Genomic DNA, 24,976 nt, shown 5'->3' with positions numbered 1-24,976 from the left:
AATACTTCTGAAATAAAGACTATCAATCCGTATGAGTTTGAGCATCTAGAATATAAGCTTCATTATAGAAATTTTATTTTTTCCTGCAAAAGCTACTGTGTTTTGATCAATCCAACGGCAGACGTAAAAACCTTTTTCATCAGAAATTTTCTGCCATGTTTTTCCATAATCCGATGAATAACTGATATGCTGATCTCCGACAGAAATGATGTCTTTACCTTTTGATCCGGGTTTTATTTTCACACAAGTAGTGTAACCTGCATTATTTCCTGATGCTTGAATCTTCCAGCTTTTACCGCCATTTTGCGTAGTGGCAATATTATTAACATTTGCCTCCTGTTTTGTATAATCGCCTCCTACAGCAATTCCGAAGTTTGCATCGGCAAAATCTATGGAATAGATACCTTGAGATTCTGAATCCTGAATAAATCCAGTTTCAAAGATTTCCGCATATTGAGATCTCAAATTAAATTTAAAAATTCTTGCTGAACCACCTCCTGTTCCCAGCCATAAATATTCTTTGTAAGATGCCAAATTGGTATTACTGGCTGCAAAAGCAGCTTCACCTTCATTCATCATTAATTTTCCATTCCGGGATATGAAACCGGAAGGTTTATAACTATTCTTTTTAGGAAAAATTTCCAGCAATCTCAATTTTAAACTTTTATCGGTATCACTAAATGAAAAAGCCAAGTCATCACTTACAAAATGTAAAGCATCATAAAAAGCTGTTTTCGTTGTATCTGTATAAATGATTTCCGAAGTAAGTGTTTTCTTATTGATCTTGAAAAAATAAGCAGGACTTTCAATATTGACAGCATAAAATGATGTTATATCCTGAGCCAGAGTTCTAAATTGAAGTTTCTTTTCAGAAAGTCTGATCTGTTTTTGGTTCTGCGGCTTTTTTAAGTCAACATACCCAAATTTAGAATCTGTTCCGCTATACCAAATTTTGTTATCGTATAGTTCAATGGCTCTGATGCTTATCTTGTCATTGAATATAGTTTTAAAACTTTCAATTTTCTGAGAAAACAAAAAGAGATTTAAAGTCAGACAAAAAAGAATTATTATTTTTTTCATATCTGTAAAAATAAAAAATCCGCAGAAATAACTGCGGATTATATATGTATATTGATAATTTAATTTTCTATAAATTCATCATAACCACCCTGGTTTAGAACACTATTTCGTTTTCCGTATAAGAAGTAAATAAGAAGTCCCAAAGCCAGCCAGCCTATCGCCATGTAAATGGCAGTGATTTCCAGATTGACAATTAGATAGATGTTGATTAAAATTCCCAATGATGCTACTACAGGAAGCATCGGAGTTTTGAATCCTCTTTTTAATTCAGGTTTTTTTACTCTAAGCAACCAAACAGCAAAGCAAACCATTGTGAATGCGAAAAGAGTTCCGAAACTACACATATGAACTAATGTACTGATAGGTGTAAGGGCTGCCACAGTAGCTACAATAATTCCTAATAGTATAGTATTTTTATAAGGAGTTTTTCTCACCGGGTGAATTTCTTTGAACATTTTCGGCAACAAACCGTCTTTAGCCATTCCTAAAAATATTCTTGACTGTCCCAACATCATTACAAGAAGCACAGAAATTAATCCAATCGTAGCAGCAACTGTAATCAATATTACTGCCCAATCCATTCCGGTAGCTTTTTCAAAAGCAACAGCAACAGGAGCTGTTAACGCATCCGGTACAATTCCGAAATCTTTGTAACTCATCATCCCCGTAAGTACAAGAGACATAAGAATATATAAAGCTGTACATACTAATAACGAAACAATAATCGCAAATGGTATATCTTTTCTTGGATTTTTTGCTTCCGCAGCCTGAGTTGAAACAGCATCAAAGCCTATATAAGCAAAAAATACAGCAGCTGCACCGGCAATAATACCATTAAAACCGTAAGCCGGTCCTAATTTACCATCAGACTGAATGATCATTTTCTCGTCCGGAATAAATGGTGTAAGATTATCCATATTGATGAAAAGTGCACCTACAACAATTACAAAAACTACAACAGAAGTTTTCAGAATTACAATCATATTATTTGCTCCTGCAGCTTCTTTTGTGCCTTTTACCAATATAGACGTCACGATCAAAACAATCAGAAACGCAGGAAGGTTGAATGCAAATGAAGGTTCCGTAAGACCATGACTCACCGCATATTGTTTTGCAGTAGCAAAGTCATTGGTAAGATAATACGGCAGTTCAACATTGATAATTTTCAGGAATTTATTAAAATATCCCGACCATGAAACAGCAACCGTCATAGAGCCCATTGCATATTCGAGAACTAATCCCCATCCAATCAGCCATGCAAAAACTTCACCCACTGTACCATAAGCATACGCATAAGCAGAACCTTCAACAGGCAATAATGCTGCAAATTCTGCATAACACAACGCAGCAAAAATACAGGCAATACCTGCAACTACAAAAGACAATGCTAATGCGGGACCTGCATGATAATAAGCTCCCGTTCCCGTAAGTACAAAAATACCGCCTCCAATGATTGCTCCAATACCTATGGCAGTTAAACTCCACTTGCCCAGAACTCGTTTGAGTTCACTTTTTTTCATATCCGCCTCATAGGCTCCGAGTGGTTTAGTTTTCCAAATATTCGACATGTTTCTATTTATTAAAGATTTACGAAAATATAAAAAATTTAGAGATATTAACATTTAATGACTGATTTTCGCAAATTAATTTAACTTTAAAAATATAAAAAACTGATTTACACCCATTTCTATTCATTTTAATTATCTGTTTTTTTAGTTATTTTTAAACCATGAATTTATATGATTTTTTCATAAAGCCTTATGAAACTGCAGACATTTTGCAAATCACTCTTGAAATTACAGGAACTCTATTGGGAATTTTGAGTGTATTTTTTTCTATTAAAAAAAATATCTGGGTTTATCCTACGGGAATTGTTTCCACCGTTATTTATGTTTATCTTTTATATATCGCCGGATTGATTGGTGACTGCATTATCAACATCTATTATACGGTAATGAGTATTTACGGCTGGATTTTGTGGGCTAAAAATTCTGAGGATCAGATTCATGTAACCGTAGACTGGGCTTCAAAAAAAGAATGGATTTTATCTTTTGCTCTTTTTATGGTGAGCTTAATTTTAATAACTCTCATTTATTATTATAAGCCTTTTATTGAAAACGGCTTTTCTATTGATAAGGTCACAGTAGGAGTTCATCATCTTGACTGGGCAAACTGGCTGGATATATTTATTACCTCCATTTTTTTGGTGGGAATGTGGCTTATGGCGAGAAGACGTATTGAGAGCTGGATTTTCTGGATTGTAGGAGATCTTGCATCTATCCCTATGTATATTTATAAAGGGTACGGAATCACTTCGGTTCAATATTTGGTATTTACTGTTATGGCAATCGTAGGATTTGTTGCCTGGAAGAATAGTTATACTAATAAAAGAACAATACAGTTATGAAAAATATAATAAAAATAGTTTTAGGATTAAGTCTTACCGCAAGTCTCACGGCATGCTCCGCTTACAATACAGGTTATGCAACTTACGGAGAACCTTACTATGATAACGGATATTATTACGCTCCGCAAGGATATTACGGCAACGGCGGATATTTTGGAAATGATGGTTATTATTATCGTAATGACATGAGATACTATTATGATAACGGCATTCCTTATTATTATGGGAACAACAGAACAAGAATATATCTTGAACGTCAAAACTCCAATATACCTCGGGAAAATAGTGGTTTCAGAAATGTCCCCAATAATAACAACCCAAGAAATAATACCAACAACAGCGGATTCAGAAACCCTAACAGAAATACACAGGGAAACAGCGGCTACAGAAATCAATCTCCTCAAAAGCCTCCGCAACAGGCACCGAGAAACAGCAATGGAAGCGGTTTTAGAAACAGCAATCCGGCAGGAAACAGATCAGAAGCACCGCAAAACACCAACCAAAATAATCAAAATAATCAAAATGGCGGATTCAGAAGATAGCATTCATCAAATAATAAATAAACGAACAGATCTGCTGTTCGTTTTTTCATATAAAATAAAGTAATTTTGCAGGTTTTTATAACAAAATTCAAGTGTAATGGAATTCTATAAATATCAGGGAACCGGAAACGACTTTGTAATGATTGACAACCGGGATCTACAGTTTCCTAAAGATCAAAAAACAATTGAAAAACTTTGTGACAGAAGATTCGGAATTGGCGCAGACGGTCTCATTCTTTTAGAAAATGATGACCGGTACGATTTTAAAATGGTTTACTATAACTCGGATGGCGGAGAAAGCACCATGTGCGGAAATGGTGGCAGATGCTTGGTCGCATTTGCTTTTTTTCTGGATATTTTCGAGGAAAAATGCACTTTCATAGCTATTGACGGGGAACATGAAGCCGAAATACATAACGGAGTTGTCAAACTAAAAATGATTGATGTTGAAAGCATTTCTTCTGACGGAGAAGATTTTGTTTTGAATACAGGATCCCCTCATTACGTGAAATACGTTGAAGATATTGCCAACTACAATGTTTTTGCTGAAGGAAATAGGATTAGAAACTCCGAAAATTATTGTGAAAAAGGCATTAATGTCAATTTTGTAGAAAAAATTTCTGATAACGAAATATTTGTAAGAACCTATGAACGAGGCGTTGAAGATGAAACTTACAGTTGTGGCACAGGAGTTACAGCTTCTGCTTTAACTTTTCTGCAAAAAAACAATCTAACCTCCATCAAAGTAAAAACTTTAGGAGGCAACCTGAAAGTTTATGCAGAAAAAAATGAAGGTAAATTTCAAAAAATATGGCTGGAAGGTCCTGCTAAACAGGTTTTCAGAGGCAAAATAGATCTCATTTAATTTTTTTACTTTAAAAACTATTAATCTTATTTCAGGAATGAAAAAAGCTATTCTTATTATTATCCTTTTAATTCTTGCTGTTGCAGGATTTTTTGGTTTTAAATTTTATAAAAAATATTATGGCAGCAATGTGGCAAAAGAAGGATATGTGCTTATTCCTCACGGTGCCAACTTTAAACAGATTTTAGATTCTGCAAGCCAATATATTAAAAATAAGGAATCTTTTGAACAAGTAGCAGAAGATAAAGATATGGACAACTACTTTAAGCCTGGTCGTTATCATTTTCAAAAAGGAGCCAATAATACCTCATTGGTAAATATGATAAAGGCAGGTAACCAGACCGCGAACTCTTTCAGAATCGGGGATTTTGGAGATATTTATCAGATGGTTGGAAAAGTGAGCCGAAAAACAGAGCTGGATTCGCTGAGATTTGTAAATGATTTGAATAAAATAGCTACCGAAAAGGGTTATAAAAATGCAGAAGATCTTAAAAAATATTTTTTCATAGATACTTATCAGTTCTTTTGGACGGTAACTCCGCAGGAGTTTTTCACAAAATTTGATGATCAGTACCAAAAATTCTGGAACGAGGAAAGAAAATCTAAAGAACAACAGTCGGGACTAACGAGAGATCAAATCTACGCTTTGGCTTCGATAGTGTATAAAGAATCCGGAGGAAAGCCAGATGAAATGAAAACCATTGCAGGTCTTTATCTTAACCGTTATAAAAAAGACATGAAACTGCAGTCTGATCCTACCGTAATCTACGCCATCAATAAACAGACAAACTTTAAAGAATCTATAAAAAGAGTTTTTTATAAACATCTTACAACACCATCTCCTTATAATACTTACGCAAATAAAGGCATCCCACCAGGACCAATTTGTGTGGTAGATAAAAATTCTGTAGATGCTGTTCTGAATGCAGAAAACAACAATTATATATTTATGTGTGCAGATCCTGCGAGATTAGGATATCACAAATTCACAGCAAGTGCAGAGGAACATGCAGTGAATGCGAAAGCCTATCAGGACTGGCTGAATTCTAAAAATATCAAATAATAAAAATATTTAACTTTTTTTAACAAGTTTGTAATTAACATTTATTATTATTAATCGACATATAAATTATAAACATTAAACAAACCATGAAATTGGCTCAATTTATGTTTTAGTTAGAATTTAATCATAAAGCATTATTGTTACAATTTCATAAAAAGAATATCTATGAATCAAACGGAAATAATCAGTATTTTCACCAGAAAAACCTTAGGACTTACTTTTGTACTTTCAGCAGCAGCTTTAGCATTTGCACAGGAAAAAGTGGGAATCTCGGGAACAGTTGTAGACAAGAGTAATCAGCCTGTACCTTATGCATCAGTAACATTCAGCCACAAACAGAATAAGCTCTTCAGTGACGCTACTCTTACTGACGAAAAAGGTAATTATAAACTAGATCTTACTCCGGGAAATTACGACATTTCAGTTGAAGCTATAGATTATAAAAAAAGTGTGATCAATAAGCAAATCAGCAGACCCGGAAATATTGGAGCCCTTTCTATTGAGGCAGAATCTTCTGCAACGAATGTGAAAACTCAGGATATTCAGGGAGTAACAATTACAGCTACTACAAAGCCATACAAAGTTGAATTAGACAAAAGAACTTATGATCCTTCTCAGGACATCGTAAGTAAAGGCGGAAATCTTCAGGATGTCTTGTCTAATGTACCTTCGGTTTCTGTTGATACAGACGGAACTGTTTCTATGAGAGGAAGTTCTAATGTACGTTTTTTAATCAATGGTAAGCCTTCTGCGCTTTTAGGAATTGATGACGGAGCCAATGCCCTGCAAAGTATTCCGGCAGATCAGATTGAAAGAATAGAAGTAATTACCAATCCTTCATCAAAATTTGAGGCAAGCGGAACCGCAGGTATTTTAAATATCATTTTAAAAAAATCAAAGAAAACAGGTTTTAATGGTAGTGTTATCGGAACTTTAGGCTATTTACCACAAACCAATTTGAATACTAATTTAAGCTGGAGAAAGGGTAATTTAACGTGGTTTTTAAACGGTGGCGGCGGTTACAGAGAATCCAGAAATACGAATAGAACAAATAGCGTTTTCAATAATGTTACAAAAGATGAATCTATCCTGAGAACTAATCAGGAAAACATCAATGACAGCCAGAATAATAATTATAATTTCTCGACCGGTATTGTTTATGATATTACCGATAAAACTTCTGTTAATGCATCAGGAACTGTAAGAACATTCAACAATACAAGTAACGGAAACGTAACTTATGACAATAAATTATTAAACGCTGCAGATATTTTTAGAAATAGGATTACTACAGGAGTGAATGACAATCTCGCTTTTCAGGGCGATTTTGGTTTGGATCATAAATTTGATGATAAAGGACAAAATCTTGCTTTGTCATTAAGTTTACAAAGTAACCGTTCTTACAATGATACTTATATTGATGAAACCAAAAATGGAAATTTTGAATTACAAAATATTATTAATCAGCAAACAAAGAATAAAACTTTAGTCGGAAAAGCTGATTATGAACTTCCAATTGGTGAAAATTCTAAAATAGAAGCAGGTTACCGATTAGACATTAATGAAAATAACTATAATAATGATGTAAGAGAAAGCACTGTTGCTATTCAAACATTAAGATTTCTACCTTTATATACTTATGATGCATTGTACAGAGAGATGTTCAATGCAGGCTACATACAGTTTAAAAGTAAAATCGGTAAGATTGGATATCAGTTGGGGTTAAGAAATGAACACTCTACTATTGATATTGATTATGCTAATCTTGTACCAGATGAAGCACCGCTTATAAGAAGAAAATCCTACAACAACTTATTTCCAAGCGTATTTTTGAGCTATGAGTTTTCAAAAGACAATCAGCTGTTGCTCAATTATTCCAGAAGAATTGACAGACCAAGATCGTGGTTTCTTATTCCCAATCCAAGCTACAATGACAACCAGAATATCTTCGATGGAAATATTGATTTAAATCCTTCTTATGTAGATTCTTTTGAGCTTGGATACAGTATTTCTAAAAAGAAGCTTACTATTAATCCGACACTATATTTCAGACACCAGACAGATGACACAAAGATGCTGGTTTATAATGAAAAGGAAACATTTACTAATAGTCTTGGTAAAAAAGAAGACCGAATAGTTTTTCATACCAAACCAATCAACTTAGGAACTGATGATCGTTACGGTTTAGATCTGAATTTCAGTTGGGATGCTACACCTTGGCTTAAGTTTCTTGGAAATATTGATTTGTTTGGATATAAAACTAAAGGAAGTACCTTATATGACACATTAGATAACAACGGAGACCCTATCGTTGCAACTGCAAATTTTAACGGAAGCGGTTTTGCTGCAAGATCCAGACTTACGACAACCTTTAAAGTTGATAAAACCTTTAGCTTCCAATTGCAAGGTTTTTACAGAGGTGGGCAAAAAACAGCTTTTCAGGATAGAAAAGATATGTATGCATTAAATTTTGGAGCTTCTAAGACGATTTGGAAAGGTGACGGAACAATATCGTTCAATATTCAGGATATTTTCAATACCAGAGCGATGGAATCAACTACCTTCGGGCAAAACTTTGTTAGAGATTCTTATATGCAGTGGCAGCCAAGACAGTTTGCTGTTTCTCTTACTTACAGATTTAAACAAGGAGAAAAGGTTGAACAACCTAAACGTAAAAAGGATGTGAATTCAAATGCTTCCGGAGACGATCAGCAAGGTCCGATGTAAATGGTACTACAAACAAAAAATTCCGAAAAATTAATTTTCGGATTTTTTTTTTATTTTAATAATTCTTTTGCCATTTCGGCTTCGTAGATTCTTCGCCTTAAATCGCTGGAAGAAAAACGGTGATCTCTTTTGTTGTAAAAAATTTCAATTCCTTTTTCTTCACAATATTTTTTTCCTGTAAAATCTCGGTTTAAATAATCATCACCAATAATTCTTACATCAATTACAAAAGACTTCAGAATATCTTCCAAATCCTCTTCTGTATAATACGGAATGATCTCATCTACTGCATTCACTGCTTTTAGCTGGATATATCTTTCTACAATCGTCTGAGTAGGTTTGTTTTTATTGGGGCGATCATGCGAAGGATCTATCTGAAGACCTACAATAAGGTAATCGCAAACAGTTTTTGCTTCTTCCAGCATCTTGATATGACCTGCATGCAGCAAATCAAATGAGGAAAAGGTAATACCTATTCTTTGTGTTTTCATAAGTAGTTATTTTTTTAAGTTTATAATTGCTGAATTTTTGAAAACATAAATTCAGCAATTTTTTGTTAATTGTTTCTTGACTGCAGATATTTCTGCCATTCCCATACTGTCTTCAAAGCCTGTTCCAAAGAGGTTTCAGATTTCCATTTTAACTCTTTTTCTGCCTTATCTGCATTAGCATAAGCGATGGTAATATCACCTTCCCTTCTATCGCAGATCTTATAAGGAACTGAAACTCCGTTTGCTTTTTCAAAAGCCTGCACAATTTCCAAAACCGATGAACCTTTTCCTGTTCCCAAGTTGAAAATATCAACAACTGTCTCATCTGAATTTTTATTCATCAGATTTTTTAGAGCTGCGACATGCGCTTTTGCGAGATCTACTACATAAATATAATCTCTGATGGCTGTTCCGTCTTCCGTAGGATAGTCATTTCCCCAAACACTTAGTTTCTCACGAATTCCGGCTGCTGTCTGCATCACATAAGGAACCAGATTATTGGGAATTCCGATCGGTAACTCTCCCAATAATGAAGAAGGATGAGCGCCAATCGGATTAAAATATCTTAAAAGACATACCTTTTTCTGATAAGCAACTGCAAAATCTTTCAGAATCTCTTCGCCCATCTGCTTTGTTTTCCCATACACACTTTCCGGCATTTTGAGCGGCGTGTTTTCATCAATCGGCATTTCATCTGCCTGTCCGTAAACTGTGCATGATGAACTGAAGATAAAGTTAGAAATATTTCTTGATTTAAATTCCTGAAGAATGTTAATTAACGAAAACAAATTATTTTCATAATAGTCTATTGGTTTTTCCTGACTCTCGCCTACTGCTTTAAAAGCAGCAAAATTGATGCATCCGTCAATCTGATGCGCTTCAAAAACCTGATTAAGAAGTTCTTTTCTTTTTAAATCGAAAGGGTAAAAAACAGGTCTTTTACCTGTAATTTCTTCTATATTGTGTAAAATAAATTTTTCCGAATTGGATAAATCATCTACGATTACCACTTCAAAATTATTATTGATGAGTTCTACAACCGTGTGAGAACCGATATATCCGAGTCCGCCTGTAACGAGTATTGCCATTGTCTTATATGTAATGCTAATTTGGTTTTCCTATTTCATCTAATTCCAAGAAATCAATACGTTTAATCTTAAAGAAATTCACCATGAATATGAGAATTAAAATAATTGAAATTATTGTAATAAATTTCCAATTATCCTCCTTATAGTAATCATTTCTGTAAATTAATTGCATCATTCCAATTAGAAAAAGTAATAAAATAATTGAATAGTGAATGTTTAAAAATAAAATTGTATATCTAGATCTAAATAGAAGCGAAATTAAACTTAAAAAAGAAGTAAAAGCTACTGCAACAGCAAACAGAAAAAGACAACTTTCTTGTGAAAATATTTCTTGTGAAGTAAAGTTAGCAAAGCTATCATAACTTCCAAAGCTAAATAAAATAAATATAAAGACTTCTATTAAAAATAGTAAAATCCCGATAATTCTATACTTAAAAACTCTCTTCTTCATTTATCCCATAAATTCCAACACAGCATCCGTAATATACTTCAACTGCTCTTCATCCAGCTCTGTATGCATCGGAAGAGATATTACCTGATCCAAAAGTTTGTCTGTATTCACAAAATCAGCATCATTACTTTCCTGGTAATAAGCTTTTTGCTTTCTTAAAGCTACAGGATAATAAATCATTGCAGGAATTTCTTTTTCAATTAAAAACTTCTGTAGTTCATTACGTTTTCCATTAAGAATTCTCAAAGTATATTGGTGAAATACATGCGTTGAGTATTCAGCTCTTTTGGGAGTCAGTATATTTTCGTTCCCTGCAAAAGCTTCATCATAAAAATCTGCCGCTTTTCTTCTTGCATCATTGTAAGTATCCAAATGGGGAAGTTTTTTTCTTAAAATCGCAGCCTGAACACTATCTAATCGGGAATTTACTCCAACTTCATCATGGTAGTATCTTTCATACATCCCATGATTGACAATTCCTCTTAATCTGTGCGCCAAATCATCGTTGTTGGTAAAAATAGCACCTCCGTCTCCATAACAGCCTAAATTTTTGGAAGGAAAGAAAGAAGTTGTTCCTACAGTAGACATGGTTCCCGCTTTTTTTACCGTTCCGTCTGAAAAAGTAAATTCTGAACCAATTGCCTGTGCATTATCTTCAATAACAAAAAGATTGTTTTCTTCAGCTATTTTTAAGACCTCTTCCATATTGGCACATTGCCCGAAAAGATGTACGGGAATAATCGCTTTTGTTTTTGGAGTAATCGCTTTTTTAATAGCTTCAGTAGAGATGGTAAAAGTATCGTAATCTACATCTACTAAAACCGATTTCAGTTTCAATAAGTGTATTACTTCTACAGTTGCAGCAAAAGTAAAATCTGACGTAATGATTTCATCGCCTTCCTTCAGATCAAGTGCCATCAAAGCAATCTGCAAAGCATCTGTTCCGTTAGCACAAGGAATTACGTGTTTTACATCCAGATAAGTTTCCATTTCGTTTTGAAAAAGCTTCACTTCAGGTCCGTTGATAAAAGCAGCAGAATCCATCACATTAAGAACTGCATTATCTACATCATTTTTTATTTTGTAATACTGACTTTGTAAGTCAACCATCTGAATTTTCTTCATATTTTTTAATTTTTTTTGAAAGTACCGTCACATTTAAAATTTAAATTGTGTGTGGGTTTATCAACAAATATTTGTGTAAAAATAAGGAATTTAAAATCCTGTCAAAAATTTTATTGATTTTGTTTTATCTTTATGCAAAATTATAAAATGAAAAAGTTTTTACTCTTTTGTTTTTTAGCGGGTTATTCCATTACACATGCACAATCGGAATTGGTATTTGTCTATTTTACAGGGAAACCAAACAAAGCTGCATTTTATGCCAATCCGCTTTCCGAGCTTTCACAAAAATCTATTGACAGAAGAACTGCCTTGGGAATTCCGCTTAACGATCAGGACGCTCCTATTGAGCAGTCTTATATTCAAAATTTACAAAATCTGGGATTTACCATTACCGATTATTCTAAATGGCTGAATGGTGTTGCAGTGAATGCCAATCAGGCTCAGGTAAATATCATAAAAGCTCAGCCTTTCGTGCAGTCTGTTGAAAGTTTTGCTAAAAATTCTTCTCTTGTTTTAAAAAATCAGACAACAAATAAATGGTCTGATTTTGAAGCTCAACAAAAAAACTTAACTGTTTTTGGGTACGGCGCAGGTTCCGAACAGATTGATCAGATCAATCTCAGACCTCTTCATCTTGCAGGATATACGGGAACGGGCGTTACCATTGCCGTCATTGATACCGGATTTCCTAGCGTAAATACCGGTTCTGCATTTTCCAGATTATGGACTCAGAATAAAATTAAAGGCGGCTATGATTTTGTAGCCAAAAATACCGACATTTACAATCCGTCTTTAAATTATCACGGAACAATTGTTTTAGGAACAATCGGCGGATATATCGCAGATTCGTTTGTTGGTTCTGCTCCTGATGCTGATTTTTATCTTTACAGAAGCGAAAATGCGGCTGTTGAGATTCCGGAAGAAGAATTATATTGGATTGAAGCCGCTGAAGAAGCCGACCGAAAAGGAGTTGACATCATTACGACTTCTCTGGGCTACAATATCTTTGATGATCCTAAATACAATTATACCTATGCTCATCTGAACGGATCAACATCCTTCATCGCAAGAGGAAGCGAAATTGCTGTCAACAAAGGCATTTTTGTTTTATTTGCAGCAGGCAATTCCGGGCAGAATTCGTGGCATTACCTTACAACACCGGCAGATAATACCAAAGTTTTTACTATAGGAGCCGTAGATTCAGCAGGAAATTCTTCAGGATTTTCTTCCTACGGACCCAATTCTCTCGGTGCTGTAAAACCAGATGCAAGTGCAAGAGGTACCAATACGGTAACGGTTAACAACAATTCTGTGACAACTTCTACAGGAACTTCTCTCTCAACTCCTGTTGCCGCAGGCGGCGTTGCCTGTCTCATACAGGCGTTTCCTACCATGAACAGAGATTTGATGAGAACCAAACTCCGGCAGACTGCTTCACTCTATCCCACTCATACTGATCAGATGGGATACGGAATTTTAAATTTTGGAAATTTTTATAATTCAACATTAAATACTTCTGAACTTGTAAAAAGAAATAAAATTGCAATTTTTCCGAATCCTGTAAAAACCATCCTGAATATTGCAACTGTAGAAGAAGTAACGGCTGTCGAAATCTATGATAATCTGGGTAAATTTATTATAAAATCTGTTCAAAAATCTGTTCAGGTGGAAGACTTTGCAAAAGGCACCTATTATCTGAAAGTAAAAACCAAGAACAATATTTACTATGAAAAATTTATCAAAGAATAATTTAGAAGTTTTATGATATTTCTGAATTAATATTCATTATCATTGATAAGAAATTTGAAAGCTTAAAACCTTTTTAACCAAATTTAGAAATATTTTTATTTAAACGGTTTGCGCTGAATCCATTCGGTTTTTGGATTAACTGAAGTAAAAATCTTTTCCATCAGGAAATTAACCCATTTGTTTTTATGCCGGATTAATCCAAAAATTTCAACAGGTTCTGCACCAATCGTAGACTTTATTTCTAAAGCCGTTCTGCCAAAAATTATTCTTTCAAAACGGTTTTCGATGCCAAATTCTACCATATCAAAAAGCATATTCAGATAAATTTGTTTTTCCTTCTGAATTTCTTTATCGTACCCAAGAAAATAAGTATCAACATCTTTATTATTGATGATTAAAGTATAAAAACCAATCAGTTTTCCTTCTAAAAAATACCCGAATACCCTGAATTTGTGACCCAGATGAAACTTCATGGATTCAAAATGATTTTCACGAAGAAAAAAAGTGTTGAATGGTGCATTTTCAGCTACATTCTGATAAAGAGCATTCATATCATGCTGATATTTTTTAATCTCTTCAATAATCAATTCATTTCTATGAATGCCGTCCAGCTTTTTTTTGGCAGATTTAAATCTTGCTCTATACTTTTTAGAAAAATCAAGAGAATAATTTTCTATGCTCTTCCATTCTTTCCTGATGTTTAAAATCATGTTGGGCTGAACAGAAAATCTGTAATACTTCTCAAAGTTTTTGGTTTCAAAATGTTTTAGAAAACTTTTCTGATAATCTTTGAACGAAACAAGGGATGGTTTACCAAACAGGTGTTGAGACTCCAGTGAGGCTTCATCCAATAACAGTATTGCATTTTCTGAGGTGATTTTTGAAAGATTAAAATAAAATCCGTTTTGCCCGGTGAGCATATTATTTCCAAGAATCAATAAATCGCGGCTGAACTGTTTTGTAATAAAATTTCTGATGCTGCATAAAATTTCGTTTTTCTGAAATGTTTTATGTTCTGAAAAACTCAGATACTGAATCAAAGCCCCTCCAATCAATTCATTACGATCAAAAAAACCTGCGAAAACACATTTCATGTTCTTTGGTTTAGACTCTTCTAAAGTATAAAAGTAGGATTTTGACAGCATAACATTGTATTGTCCTATAGTAAAATCCCAGTCATCCGGAAGTTCTGAAACAGAGGTGAAAATTTTAAAGTGATAAGCCATAAAAATGTCCACAAATGTAGTCTTTAAATTATAATGTAGTTTGTTTTTCAATATACAATCATCAATATTTTTATTTATTGTGGCTGAAAATTTGCTTGGAATATTGTTTTAAACCAGATTACAATTACAGGATGGATTATGTATTAATATTAACTTTTGCAGGTCTTGCAGCATTTTTAATGGTTTGGATGCCAAAACTATCTCAATATACAGGAATTTCTTATTCTGTATTTTACGTCTTATTTGGAGGTCTTATTTATTTACTTTTTCCACAACATTTACCCAACCCCATTCCCGGAGATAATCTTGATTTTACGCTTCACCTTTCTGAGCTTATTGTTATTATTTCCTTAATGGGCACAGGATTAAAAATTGATCAGAAATTTTCTTTTAAAAACTGGTCTTCTCCGCTAAAGCTGGTCTTTATAACAATGCTTTTATGTATTTCTGCTGTATTTCTCTTAGGATATTATATATTAGGTCTAGGTTTGGCTTCAGCAGTTTTACTGGGAGCAGTTCTGGCTCCTACAGATCCCGTTTTGGCATCTGATGTACAGGTGGGACCTCCCAATGAAAAACATACAAGTAAGACAAAATTTATTCTTACAGCAGAAGCAGGAATTAATGATGGAGTGGCATTTCCTTTTTCATGGCTTGCCGTAGTTATCGGTTTTTCAATGTCTGGGCATGACGTAAGCTTTTTCAAATGGTTTACGTATGATGTAATTTACCGTATAGGAATAGGACTCCTTATCGGATTTATAGCAGGAAAAACTCTGGGATATATAGTATTTGATGCTGCAAAAAAATACCAATTCCTGAAAACCAGTGACGGACTTCTTGCGGTAGCTGCGACACTTTTAGTTTATGGATGTACCGAACTCATCTCAGGATACGGCTTCATCTCGGTCTTTGTATGTGCCGTCACCTTCCGTCATTACGAGAAAAAACATGAATATCATGATGAGCTTCATTCTTTTACTGATCAGATAGAAAGACTTCTGTTGTGTATTTTGCTTATTCTGCTTGGAGGAAGTGTGGTGATGGGAAGTTTAGAAAATATAACATGGCAAACAGTAGGTTTTGGTCTTGTATTTCTTCTGGTAGTACGTCCGTTATTCGGCTGGATAGCACTCAGAAAAAACACACTCAATTTTCGGGATAAACTTGTAGTCGGTTTTTTCGGAATCCGTGGAATGGGATCTGTGTTTTATCTCTCTTTTGCTCTTTCTAAATTTGATTTTGAAAATGAAAATGAATTATGGACATTGGTTTTATTTACCATTCTTCTCTCTATTGCCATACACGGATTTACCGCAAGTGCTGCGATGAAAAAAGCAGATTGATCGTTCATTATAAGTTAATATTGTTTTTCGGGATAATTATTTTTAAGGTTAGATTTAAACACTAACGAATCGAAACTAAAATGTTTTTTGTTGTCGGCAGATTTTTATATTTTGTACTTTTGTGCCACAAAATTTATATATCAGATGAATTACGTTGCTGCTGAGAATCTTACCAAATCGTACGGAATAAAAACTTTATTTAAAAACATCGGTTTTAATATCAATGAAGGGGATAAAATTGCCATTGTTGCCAAAAACGGCAGCGGAAAATCTACTCTTCTTAAAATTTTGATGGGTAAAGAAATTGCCGACAGCGGAACTGTAATTATCAACAAAGATATTCAGGTAGTTTTATTTGATCAGGAAATTGATTTTGATTCTCAGCTCACCATTGATGAATATATGATGACGCTGGATTCTGAACCGATTCAGGCACTGAAAAACTATCATCAATCTCTGCATTCTACTGATACCGATTTTATAGAAAATGCTTTGGCACAAATGGAAGTGCATAAAGCCTGGGATCTGGAAAACGAAATGAAACAGATTCTTTCCCAGCTCAAAATTACAGACCTGAATGCCAAAATGGGAAATCTTTCAGGAGGACAGATTAAACGTGTAGCTTTGGCAAAACTTTTAACAGAGACCAGAGCTGAACACCGCCATACTCTATTGATTATGGATGAGCCAACCAATCACCTGGACGTTGAAATGGTAGAATGGCTGGAAAACTATCTGAATAAGGCAAAAATAACATTACTGTTGGTTACTCACGATCGTTATTTTCTCGACAGTGTTTGTGATACTATCTGGGAAATGGAAGATCAGAACTTATATGTTCATAACGGTGCTTACGCAACATATCTTGAGAATAAAATGATTCGTGAAGATAATCTGAATGCCACCATTGATAAAGCAAACAACCTTTACAGAAAGGAACTGGAATGGATGAGAAGACAGCCGAAAGCCAGAACCACTAAGTCAAAATCACGAATTGATTCTTTCTACGAAACGGAAAAAGTTGCTAAAACTGATACCAGGAAACAAGGTCTAGAACTTGATTTTGAAATGAAAAGATTAGGAAACAAAATCCTGGAGCTCAAAAATATTGATAAAAGTTTTGGAGACAAAGTTTTGTTGAAAGACTTCAGTTATTCTTTCCAGAGAGGTGAAAAAGTGGGTATTGTGGGTAAAAACGGAGCCGGGAAATCTACTTTATTAAATATCATTCAGGGATTTGAAAAAGCTGACAACGGAGAAATCGAAACCGGAGAAACCATCCATTTTGGATATTTTTCACAAAAAGGACTTCAGTATAAAGAAGATGAAAGAGTGATTGATTTCATCAGAGAAGTAGCAGAACATTATCCTTTAGCCAACGGAAAAAGTCTTTCTGCATCGCAGTTTTTAAGATTATTTCTTTTTGATGACCAAACGCAGTACTCTCCTATTTCCAAACTTTCGGGAGGCGAAAAAAGAAGACTGCACCTGATGTATATCCTGTATCAGAATCCAAACTTTTTGATTTTTGACGAACCTACCAATGATCTGGATCTTCCTACTTTAACGGTATTAGAAAACTTTTTACAGCAATTTCAGGGTTCTTTGATTATCGTTTCCCACGACCGTTATTTTATGGACAGAATCGTAGATCATATTCTGGCGTTTGAAGGCAACGGAAAAATTAAAGACTTTACCGGAAACTTTTCCGAATACAGAGATAGTAAAAAAACTGAATCAGGAAATCAAAAAACAGAGGATAAAACCGAAACTCCTGAAAAAAAACTTCCTGCAACCAATCCTCCTGTTACCGCAAAAAAGAAACTTTCTTTCAAAGAGCAGCGAGAGCTAGAAACAATTGAAAAGGAAATGCCGGATTTCGAAAAAAACAGAGCTGAAATTTTAGAAAAGCTTAATAATGAAACCGATTATGAAAAAATAGCAGGTTTGTCAGCAGAACTCGAAACAATTTCAGAAAAGCTTGAAAATCACGAAATGAGATGGCTGGAACTTCAGGAAATCTTAGGAGAAGCATAGTTGAAATAAAGGGCTTTTGAGAGTTTTAGAGTCGTAAAGGCTGTTTTTTAGACCAAAAGAGTTTGTTTATCAATTATTTTTCTATAAATCAAAACTCTCTTATTATCCCAACCCTAAAACCTTATAAATAAACCACTTTTTCTTCTTTAGCACTTTCTATCGCTGCTTCAATAATTTTCATATTCTGAATAATTTCTTCGGCTGGCGATGGAAGCGGGTATCCAAAAACAATATGTTCGTAAATCTGCTGATAATAGTTCATATAGTTTCCCGGCTCGCTTAATGTGAGAATCCGCTCGGTTTTCTGATTTTTATCAACGAAATTGAGAATTCCATCCTGTTGCTGTAAAGGCTTTGTCCAGTCTTTTCCATAAACAGGAATGGCTCCTGCAATCAGTTCATTTTCCTGATTGTCGCTTCGCTCCTGCAAAAAACTGCCTTTGGAACCATGAAGACTGTAAGCATAATGGGCTTCTTTAGAAAATGTACTTGATTTTAATCGTACGATAAAATGATTTTTATAATAGAGTAAAATTTCAAAATAATCATTGGCAAAATTCTCCCCTTTCATCGAAAAAACATCAGCAAAAATCTTATCAGGAAACCCAAAAAACAAAGTTGCCTGATCTATAAGATGTGCTCCTAAGTCATGAAGTGTTCCAGAACCTTTATGCTTCGGACTTTCTTTATGTTCTTTACCTCCTGCTTCAGTTCTAAATCTGTCGAAACGAATTTCTACCTCCTTCAATTCTCCAAGCTTTCCGCCCGACAAAATTTCTTTCACCTTTAGAAAATCTCTGTCAAATCTTCTGTTTTGGTAGACACTTAAAAACAAACCTTTTTCTTTGGCTAATTCCGATAATTCCTCAGCTTCAGCAGCATTTACAGTAAAAGGTTTTTCAACAACAACATTTTTCCCTGCTTGTAAAGCTTTTTTAACAAAATCAAAATGTGTCTGAACGGGAGTATTTACGATAACCAGATCAATATCTGCATGATTAAGCATCTCTTCCACCGAGCGGTAAATAGTTGCATCAGGATATTTTTCCTTAGATTCTTCCTTATTCCTCTCAACAATTGCTGAAATAAAGAAGCCAGGATGTTCTTTCAAAAACGGAGCATGAAAAACTTTACCGCTCATTCCAAACGCACACAGTCCTGCTTTAATTAATTGCATACTCTAAATTTTTAACAAAGATATTATAATTCCCTTTGAATCCTCATAAAAGCAGGAAACATCCTCTTCTCTAAATAACCAATTAATGATAAATATCATTTTATAGTTTTTATTAATTCTAAATAATAATTTACATTTGCGTACTATTTAAAACCGCTCTAAATAACAATAAAACGAACATGAAAAAGCAGCTTGCAACAATAGGATTAATATTCGCAACCATTTCTTTGGATGCGCAGCTGAAATATATTGAAAGTGATACCCTTAAAATTCAAACTATTGAAGATGTGAATCTTCATAAGACAGGAAACCCCAACAAAGCGAGACCTTTATCTACAAAGTCTAATCTTACGATGATGGAAACTCCTCAGCCGATCGCTATTGTAACTCACGAAATCATTGAGCAGCAACAGGCAAAACAGCTAAGTGATGTTCTTCAGAATGTAAATGGTATTTATGTAACTTCCTCAAGAGGAAATTCACAGGATAGCTTTGGAGGAAGAGGTTTTATTTTAGGAAATGATAATATTTTCAAAAATGGTTCCAGAGTCAACAGCGGTGTTTTTCCAGAAGTAACAGGCTTGGAAAGAGTGGAAGTTTTAAAAGGTGCTAATGCAATGCTGTACGGAAATACTGCTGCAGGTGGTGTTATTAATATGATTACTAAAAAACCGAGATTTAATTTCGGAGGAAGTGTAGGAATGAACGCCGGAAGCTGGAATTCTTATAAACCAATGGTTGATATTTATGGTCCGCTTTCAAAAAACGCAGCATTCAGAGTTAATGGAACCTATGAATATGCTGAAAGTTTCAGAGATGTAGTACAATCGGAAAAATATTATTTTAATCCTTCTTTTCTTTTTAATTTGAGTGAAAAATCTCAATTAATCATTGAAGCTGATTATCTTAAGAATAATTTCACTCCTGATTTTGGAATTGGAGCTATTACCGAGCGAGATGGTTATACTTTTAAATTAAATAATCTTCTGCCAAGAAATTCGTTTTTAGGAACAGATTGGCAATTTCAAAATGTAGAACAGGCTACTACCAATATTACTTTTAATCATCAGTTCAGCGAAAGATGGACTTTGAATGCTACAGCTTCTTATCAGAACTATACAAAAGATTATTTTTCAACAGAAAGAGTTCAGTGGGGCTATGTAAGCGACAGACTGACATGGAAGAGACCATTGAACAGAACCTATAATGAACAAAACTATACGTCTGCACAGGTAAATCTGAATGGAGAGTTTAATACGGGAAAAATTAATCATAAAGTATTATTCGGAACTGATGCAGATTATGGTACAGCCGACGCTTACAGCTACTATAATCCCACCACCAGACGTGCTTACGGAACAAGTTATCTTTACGGAACCAATGGGAACAGCAATGGTCTGCTTTATCTTGACAACCCAGAATCCTGGATAGGTGGAAATATGCCTGAATCAGAAAAATTAGAAAAAAACAGAATCAATACGAGAAGAATAGGTGTCTATGCTCAGGATTTTATCAGCCTAACTAAAGAATTCAAAGTAATTGCCGGATTACGTTGGTCATATATTGAAAATATGCCTACCATTAATACTGCATTTAAAACCGTAACAAACGGTTTGGTAAATATTGATTCTAAAGAAGTTAAAAAGCTGGTAGATAATTCAGCTTCATCAGATCAGGCAATATCTCCAAAATTAGGTTTCGTGTATATGCCTAATGATAACTTTTCTGCATTTGCCACATATACCAACTCGTTTGCAGCCAATGTTGGTAAGCTAAGAAATAATGAAGCTCTTACTCCTACTAATATTGATCAGTACGAAGTGGGTGCCAAAAAAAATCTTTGGAATAATTCATTAGCAGTTAACCTGACAGTTTATCAGATTTTCTACAGAAATTATTACCAGAATGCATTGGATGACAATGGCAACCCTATAGATCCTACAGGTCTTACAAAAGATTTTGCAGGAAAAATGAGAAGCCGAGGTGTTGAACTGGATATTACAGGGAATCCTAATGAAAATTTATCTATTATTGGTGGTTTTTCATATAACCATTCTGTTTATCTGGATACTCCGGAAATGTTTGGGTATGTTGAAAACCAAAGATTAGTAAGAACTCCTGCTACAACAGCAAATGCATCTGTATTTTATAAATTCACAAAATTTGTTCCCGGATTAAAATTTGGAGCCGGAATATATTACATAGGTGACAGACTTGCAGGATGGAACGACACAAAAACCGGTGCCAACAGCTTACAAAAAAGAAACGGTATAAGCAGAGTTTTTGAGTTGGATGACTACACTACTGTATCACTATCAGCAGCTTATGAATGGAAAAAATTCATGATCCAGGCAAGAGTGGGTAATCTTTTTGACACAGTAAACTACAATGTACACGAAAATTATTCTGTAAACCCAATTGCACCAAGAAACTATTATTTTACATTAACCTATAAACTCTAAGTTCAACAAGATAAATTATTGGAAAGTGGTAACTGAATTTTGAGGTTTCCACTTTTACTATTTGAAATAAAACAATACATGGATAAGATTAAAGACACAAGAAGTTTCATGAGAATTACCCACCGATATCTGGGGTATTTCATGGCAGGCATTATGACAATTTACGCTGTAAGTGGCGTCTTGCTCATTTACAGAGATACCGACTTTCTTAAAAAAGAAAAAAAATATGAAAAAATCATCGAAAAAAATCTTGATGAAAAAGCGCTTGGTAAAGAACTGAAAATTAAGAATTTTGAGGTTGAAAAAACAGAAGGAACCATTCTTAAATTCAAACAGGGAACTTATAACTCTGTAACAGGAGAAGCAAAATACACAAAAAAAGAGCTGCCTTTCATTTTGGATAAAATGGCAAAACTTCACAAATCTCAGTCTAAAGATAGATTTTCGCCTCTAAATGCATTTTTCGGGATTTGTCTCTTTTTCTTCGTTATATCAAGCTTCTGGATGTTTAACCCAAAAAGTAAAGCATTCAAACGTGGAATTAAATTCACAGTTGCAGGGCTTGTTGCTGCTGTGGTTTTATTGTTGATTTAAATTATCATATCATTAAAAATAACTTCAATTTTCCACATAAGTATATTATGACAAAATTGACTGTTTTTTATTAAAAAGCTTCATAACAGGATGGTTTGGCACATTAATTGTGTTTCATAATTTATTCAAAATAGTAAACATTAATTATTAAATTATAAATTATGAAAAAACTAATTCTTACAGGAATATTAGCCGTTGCAGGATTAGCTACTACAGCAAATGCACAGATCCAAAGAGGTAACTGGATGGTTGGAAGCAGCTTGATTTCAAGTAATTTTGGATTGAATACAGGAGGTGGATATAACATTCAGATTCAGCCAAGAGGTGCATATTTCATTGAAGATAATGTTGCTGTCGGTGGATATGTAGATCTAGGTATCAATAAAGTTACGAACGGCAGCCCGACTGAGTTCATTTACGGAGTTGGTGGTTTAGGAAGATATTATCTTTCACCAGGTGAAAAAGGAGTTGATAATTTATTAAATCATGGTCGTTGGTTTTTCGAAGCTAATGCAGGTTTAGGAGGTCGCAGCGTAGAAAACGGAAACTCTACAACAGGTTTTGACTTTGGTGTAGGTCCTGGTTATTCTTATTTTATCACCCCGAACATTGGTTTGGAAGGTTTGGTAAAATACAGAGGACAAACAGGTTTTGGTAATGAAGGTTTAAACTCTAATATTACTTTTAATGTAGGTTTCAGTATCTTTATCCCAACATCAAAAGCTAAGCAAATAGCAAACGATGCTCAATAATATTGAATAAACTATTATTAAATAAACAACAAAAGCGGTTCGGAAATTATTCCGAGCCGCTTTTTCAATTAAAACTAAACTATATAATAAATAAAAAAAACAATTGCTATTTGTTTGGCTGAGGTGTATATCTTAAATAAGGTTTGATTTCTTTAACACCTTTTGGATAAAGCTTTTCTGCATCGTCAGTAGAAACAGCAGGTGGAATAATTACATCATCACCATCTGTCCAGTTAACAGGTGTTGCCACTTTATATTCATCTACCAATTGTAATGAATCTAAAACCCTGCTGATTTCATTGAAATTTCTGCCTGTAGAAGCTGGATAGGTAATAATAAGTCTTACTTTTTTTTCCGGGTCAATAATCAGAAGAGAACGAACGGTTGCCGTAGCTGAAGCATTAGGATGAATGAAATCATAAAGCTCAGAAATCTTCCGGTCTTTGTCTGCTATGATAGGAAATTGTACCTGCGTATTTTGGGTATCATTAATGTCTTTAATCCACTTTTTATGATCTTCTACTCCATCTACACTTAATGCAATAACTTTCGTATTCTTTTTTTCAAATTCCGACTGAAGTTTTGAAGTGAAACCAAGTTCCGTAGTGCACACAGGTGTAAAATCTGCAGGATGAGAAAATAAAATTCCCCAGGAATCTCCTAAGTAATCATAAAAATTGATTATTCCCAAACTGGATTCTGCCTGAAAATCCGGTGCTGTATCTCCTAATTTAATTGACATAATATTTTGCTTTTATTAGTCTACAAATTTAATAGACTTTCTGAAACCAACAAAACAATTTTAAAGAATTTTATATTTTTGTTAAAAAAAAATATGGAAAAAACCAGTCGCAGCTATTTTGACATGGTCTACCGAGTATTAGAGAACTGGTATGTGAAATTTGCACAATTTACTCCGAAACTGGTAGTCGGAATCATCGTCTTTTCATTCTTTCTGATGTTCAGCAAATACCTGAGTAAAGCTGCAGTAAATCTTATGCACAAAATTTTTCCTAACAGTAAAAAGGAAGGTTCTGTAGTCACTATTATCGGAATTTTCAGATTCATCATCATGCTTCTGGGTACTTTTGTTGCATTGGAAATCATGGGATTCAGCAGCTTTTTATGGAAATTTATCGGAAGCCTTGGAGTGGCAGGAGTTATTGCAGGAGTTGCCCTGAAAGATCTTGTATCAAGTATATTTTCAGGAATGCTGATTGGTATAGACAAAGCATTTAAAACAGGCGATTATATCACAATAGGAAATCATTCCGGAACAGTGCAGGATATTGGCTTTCTTACAACAAAAATTATTACTGATGATGGTAAAAAAGCATATATTCCCAATCAGGTCATATTCAATGCACCTTTCTACAACATCTCTGCTTCTCCGCAAAGAAGAATCATATTAGATTTTGAAATTCCGGCAGATGAAGATATCCATAAGGCACAAAACAGCATTTTAGAAGTGATCAGAAATCTGCCAAATACTGATCGTCCCGAAACAGCAGAGGTGAATTTTACTAATTACAAACAAGGAAATTTCACTTTACAGGTAAAATTCTGGCTAGCTGTTGGAGCCAATATAGTTCAGGTAAAAAGTAATGCTTTATCACAGATTAAAACTAAATTAGACGAAATCAAAATTCCTTTGGTAACTCCTACAAGCATCAATATTGTGGGTGATAAACAAGCGAATGATTAATTATATGTAAAAGAACAACAAACAAAAAAGTTTATTGAAACAATTTCAATAAACTTTTTTTATAGGAATATCTGATCTTTGAGATCTTT

At 34.2% G+C, this 24,976-nt stretch carries 21 protein-coding genes; 12 read left to right on the top strand and 9 right to left on the bottom strand.

Features of this window, described 5'->3' with window-relative positions; all coding sequences use genetic code 11:
- Positions 1-45 precede the first annotated feature (45 nt).
- Together FNE73_RS05440 and FNE73_RS05435 are read right to left on the bottom strand one after the other, a co-directional pair.
- Positions 46-1,080: a WD40/YVTN/BNR-like repeat-containing protein gene (locus FNE73_RS05440; RefSeq protein WP_143883736.1), complete on the bottom strand. Its 1,035-nt coding sequence runs from the start codon at positions 1,078-1,080 to the stop codon at positions 46-48.
- Between the two features lie 59 nt (positions 1,081-1,139).
- Complete coding sequence (locus FNE73_RS05435; protein WP_143883735.1) at positions 1,140-2,648, bottom strand: APC family permease; 1,509 nt, start codon at positions 2,646-2,648, stop codon at positions 1,140-1,142.
- 161 nt (positions 2,649-2,809) lie between these two features.
- Here FNE73_RS05435 and pnuC point away from each other — a divergent pair, with 161 nt between their 5' ends.
- The 5 genes from pnuC (at position 2,810) to FNE73_RS05410 (ending at position 8,684) form a co-directional block, all read left to right on the top strand.
- Positions 2,810-3,487 (top strand): nicotinamide riboside transporter PnuC, encoded by a 678-nt coding sequence (gene pnuC / locus FNE73_RS05430; protein ID WP_143883734.1) that lies wholly within the window; start codon positions 2,810-2,812, stop codon positions 3,485-3,487.
- A complete protein-coding gene (locus FNE73_RS05425) occupies positions 3,484-4,029 on the top strand; it encodes a hypothetical protein (protein ID WP_143883733.1) in 546 nt (181 codons plus the stop codon). Before pnuC ends, FNE73_RS05425 begins: the two co-directional genes overlap by 4 nt.
- 97 nt (positions 4,030-4,126) lie before the next feature.
- Positions 4,127-4,894 carry a diaminopimelate epimerase gene (gene dapF / locus FNE73_RS05420; protein ID WP_143883732.1) on the top strand — a complete coding sequence of 256 codons (768 nt, stop codon included), beginning with the start codon at positions 4,127-4,129 and terminating at the stop codon, positions 4,892-4,894.
- A 37-nt stretch (positions 4,895-4,931) separates the two neighbouring features.
- Positions 4,932-5,957, top strand: coding sequence for an endolytic transglycosylase MltG (gene mltG, locus FNE73_RS05415; RefSeq protein ID WP_143883731.1), 1,026 nt, complete (start codon positions 4,932-4,934; stop codon positions 5,955-5,957).
- A 165-nt stretch (positions 5,958-6,122) separates the two neighbouring features.
- On the top strand, positions 6,123-8,684 hold the full coding sequence (locus FNE73_RS05410; protein ID WP_143883730.1) for a TonB-dependent receptor domain-containing protein: 2,562 nt from the start codon (positions 6,123-6,125) through the stop codon (positions 8,682-8,684).
- 50 nt (positions 8,685-8,734) lie between these two features.
- Here the strand turns inward: FNE73_RS05410 and FNE73_RS05405 are convergent, their stop codons facing one another.
- From FNE73_RS05405 to FNE73_RS05390, 4 genes are all read right to left on the bottom strand, one after another.
- A complete protein-coding gene (locus tag FNE73_RS05405) occupies positions 8,735-9,175 on the bottom strand; it encodes an adenylyltransferase/cytidyltransferase family protein (protein WP_089741295.1) in 441 nt (146 codons plus the stop codon).
- 65 nt (positions 9,176-9,240) lie between these two features.
- The gene (gene galE / locus FNE73_RS05400; protein ID WP_143883729.1) at positions 9,241-10,263 is read right to left on the bottom strand and encodes a UDP-glucose 4-epimerase GalE; all 1,023 of its coding nucleotides are present in this window, start codon (positions 10,261-10,263) and stop codon (positions 9,241-9,243) included.
- Positions 10,264-10,279: 16 nt separating this feature from the next.
- Positions 10,280-10,714, bottom strand: coding sequence for a hypothetical protein (locus tag FNE73_RS05395; RefSeq protein ID WP_143883728.1), 435 nt, complete (start codon positions 10,712-10,714; stop codon positions 10,280-10,282).
- Positions 10,715-11,839, bottom strand: coding sequence for a DegT/DnrJ/EryC1/StrS family aminotransferase (locus FNE73_RS05390; protein ID WP_143883727.1), 1,125 nt, complete (start codon positions 11,837-11,839; stop codon positions 10,715-10,717).
- 147 nt (positions 11,840-11,986) lie between these two features.
- Here FNE73_RS05390 and FNE73_RS05385 point away from each other — a divergent pair, with 147 nt between their 5' ends.
- Positions 11,987-13,588 carry a S8 family peptidase gene (locus FNE73_RS05385; protein ID WP_143883726.1) on the top strand — a complete coding sequence of 534 codons (1,602 nt, stop codon included), beginning with the start codon at positions 11,987-11,989 and terminating at the stop codon, positions 13,586-13,588.
- Positions 13,589-13,683: 95 nt separating this feature from the next.
- Here the strand turns inward: FNE73_RS05385 and FNE73_RS05380 are convergent, their stop codons facing one another.
- The gene (locus FNE73_RS05380) at positions 13,684-14,826 is read right to left on the bottom strand and encodes a GNAT family N-acetyltransferase (RefSeq protein WP_185147296.1); all 1,143 of its coding nucleotides are present in this window, start codon (positions 14,824-14,826) and stop codon (positions 13,684-13,686) included.
- 119 nt (positions 14,827-14,945) lie between these two features.
- Between FNE73_RS05380 and FNE73_RS05375 the strand changes: the two genes are divergently transcribed.
- Both FNE73_RS05375 and FNE73_RS05370 read left to right on the top strand, forming a co-directional pair.
- Positions 14,946-16,160, top strand: coding sequence for a cation:proton antiporter (locus tag FNE73_RS05375; RefSeq protein ID WP_143883724.1), 1,215 nt, complete (start codon positions 14,946-14,948; stop codon positions 16,158-16,160).
- Between the two features lie 144 nt (positions 16,161-16,304).
- Entirely contained in the window at positions 16,305-18,197 is a 1,893-nt protein-coding gene (locus FNE73_RS05370) for an ABC-F family ATP-binding cassette domain-containing protein (protein WP_143883723.1), read from the top strand.
- A 121-nt stretch (positions 18,198-18,318) separates the two neighbouring features.
- Here the strand turns inward: FNE73_RS05370 and FNE73_RS05365 are convergent, their stop codons facing one another.
- Positions 18,319-19,374: a Gfo/Idh/MocA family oxidoreductase gene (locus FNE73_RS05365; protein ID WP_143883722.1), complete on the bottom strand. Its 1,056-nt coding sequence runs from the start codon at positions 19,372-19,374 to the stop codon at positions 18,319-18,321.
- Positions 19,375-19,553: 179 nt separating this feature from the next.
- Between FNE73_RS05365 and FNE73_RS05360 the strand changes: the two genes are divergently transcribed.
- The 3 genes from FNE73_RS05360 (at position 19,554) to FNE73_RS05350 (ending at position 23,182) form a co-directional block, all read left to right on the top strand.
- Positions 19,554-21,836, top strand: coding sequence for a TonB-dependent siderophore receptor (locus FNE73_RS05360; protein WP_143883721.1), 2,283 nt, complete (start codon positions 19,554-19,556; stop codon positions 21,834-21,836).
- Between the two features lie 78 nt (positions 21,837-21,914).
- Positions 21,915-22,430, top strand: coding sequence for a hypothetical protein (locus FNE73_RS05355; RefSeq protein ID WP_143883720.1), 516 nt, complete (start codon positions 21,915-21,917; stop codon positions 22,428-22,430).
- A gap of 161 nt (positions 22,431-22,591) precedes the next feature.
- The gene (locus FNE73_RS05350; RefSeq protein ID WP_143883719.1) at positions 22,592-23,182 is read left to right on the top strand and encodes a porin family protein; all 591 of its coding nucleotides are present in this window, start codon (positions 22,592-22,594) and stop codon (positions 23,180-23,182) included.
- Positions 23,183-23,288: 106 nt separating this feature from the next.
- Here the strand turns inward: FNE73_RS05350 and FNE73_RS05345 are convergent, their stop codons facing one another.
- Positions 23,289-23,924 carry a peroxiredoxin gene (locus tag FNE73_RS05345; RefSeq protein ID WP_143883718.1) on the bottom strand — a complete coding sequence of 212 codons (636 nt, stop codon included), beginning with the start codon at positions 23,922-23,924 and terminating at the stop codon, positions 23,289-23,291.
- Between the two features lie 93 nt (positions 23,925-24,017).
- Between FNE73_RS05345 and FNE73_RS05340 the strand changes: the two genes are divergently transcribed.
- Positions 24,018-24,887, top strand: coding sequence for a mechanosensitive ion channel family protein (locus tag FNE73_RS05340; RefSeq protein ID WP_143883717.1), 870 nt, complete (start codon positions 24,018-24,020; stop codon positions 24,885-24,887).
- Positions 24,888-24,976 lie beyond the last annotated feature (89 nt).

It is taken from the genome of Chryseobacterium binzhouense (assembly GCF_007474545.1).
Taxonomy (GTDB): domain Bacteria; phylum Bacteroidota; class Bacteroidia; order Flavobacteriales; family Weeksellaceae; genus Chryseobacterium; species Chryseobacterium binzhouense.
The sequence above is the reverse complement of the archived record's forward strand: the minus strand, read 5'-3'. Positions and strand labels throughout refer to the sequence as shown.

Coding starts and splice junctions, on each gene's coding strand:
- FNE73_RS05385 (WP_143883726.1), top strand. CDS start 11,987: ATGAAAAAGTTTTTACTCTTTTGTTTTTTAGCGGGTTATTCCATTACA.
- FNE73_RS05440 (WP_143883736.1), bottom strand. CDS start 1,080: ATGAAAAAAATAATAATTCTTTTTTGTCTGACTTTAAATCTCTTTTTG.
- pnuC (WP_143883734.1), top strand. CDS start 2,810: ATGAATTTATATGATTTTTTCATAAAGCCTTATGAAACTGCAGACATT.
- galE (WP_143883729.1), bottom strand. CDS start 10,263: ATGGCAATACTCGTTACAGGCGGACTCGGATATATCGGTTCTCACACG.
- FNE73_RS05435 (WP_143883735.1), bottom strand. CDS start 2,648: ATGTCGAATATTTGGAAAACTAAACCACTCGGAGCCTATGAGGCGGAT.
- FNE73_RS05395 (WP_143883728.1), bottom strand. CDS start 10,714: ATGAAGAAGAGAGTTTTTAAGTATAGAATTATCGGGATTTTACTATTT.
- FNE73_RS05365 (WP_143883722.1), bottom strand. CDS start 19,374: ATGCAATTAATTAAAGCAGGACTGTGTGCGTTTGGAATGAGCGGTAAA.
- FNE73_RS05340 (WP_143883717.1), top strand. CDS start 24,018: ATGGAAAAAACCAGTCGCAGCTATTTTGACATGGTCTACCGAGTATTA.
- mltG (WP_143883731.1), top strand. CDS start 4,932: ATGAAAAAAGCTATTCTTATTATTATCCTTTTAATTCTTGCTGTTGCA.
- FNE73_RS05410 (WP_143883730.1), top strand. CDS start 6,123: ATGAATCAAACGGAAATAATCAGTATTTTCACCAGAAAAACCTTAGGA.
- FNE73_RS05355 (WP_143883720.1), top strand. CDS start 21,915: ATGGATAAGATTAAAGACACAAGAAGTTTCATGAGAATTACCCACCGA.
- FNE73_RS05350 (WP_143883719.1), top strand. CDS start 22,592: ATGAAAAAACTAATTCTTACAGGAATATTAGCCGTTGCAGGATTAGCT.
- FNE73_RS05345 (WP_143883718.1), bottom strand. CDS start 23,924: ATGTCAATTAAATTAGGAGATACAGCACCGGATTTTCAGGCAGAATCC.
- FNE73_RS05370 (WP_143883723.1), top strand. CDS start 16,305: ATGAATTACGTTGCTGCTGAGAATCTTACCAAATCGTACGGAATAAAA.
- FNE73_RS05375 (WP_143883724.1), top strand. CDS start 14,946: ATGGATTATGTATTAATATTAACTTTTGCAGGTCTTGCAGCATTTTTA.
- FNE73_RS05405 (WP_089741295.1), bottom strand. CDS start 9,175: ATGAAAACACAAAGAATAGGTATTACCTTTTCCTCATTTGATTTGCTG.
- dapF (WP_143883732.1), top strand. CDS start 4,127: ATGGAATTCTATAAATATCAGGGAACCGGAAACGACTTTGTAATGATT.
- FNE73_RS05390 (WP_143883727.1), bottom strand. CDS start 11,839: ATGAAGAAAATTCAGATGGTTGACTTACAAAGTCAGTATTACAAAATA.
- FNE73_RS05360 (WP_143883721.1), top strand. CDS start 19,554: ATGAAAAAGCAGCTTGCAACAATAGGATTAATATTCGCAACCATTTCT.
- FNE73_RS05425 (WP_143883733.1), top strand. CDS start 3,484: ATGAAAAATATAATAAAAATAGTTTTAGGATTAAGTCTTACCGCAAGT.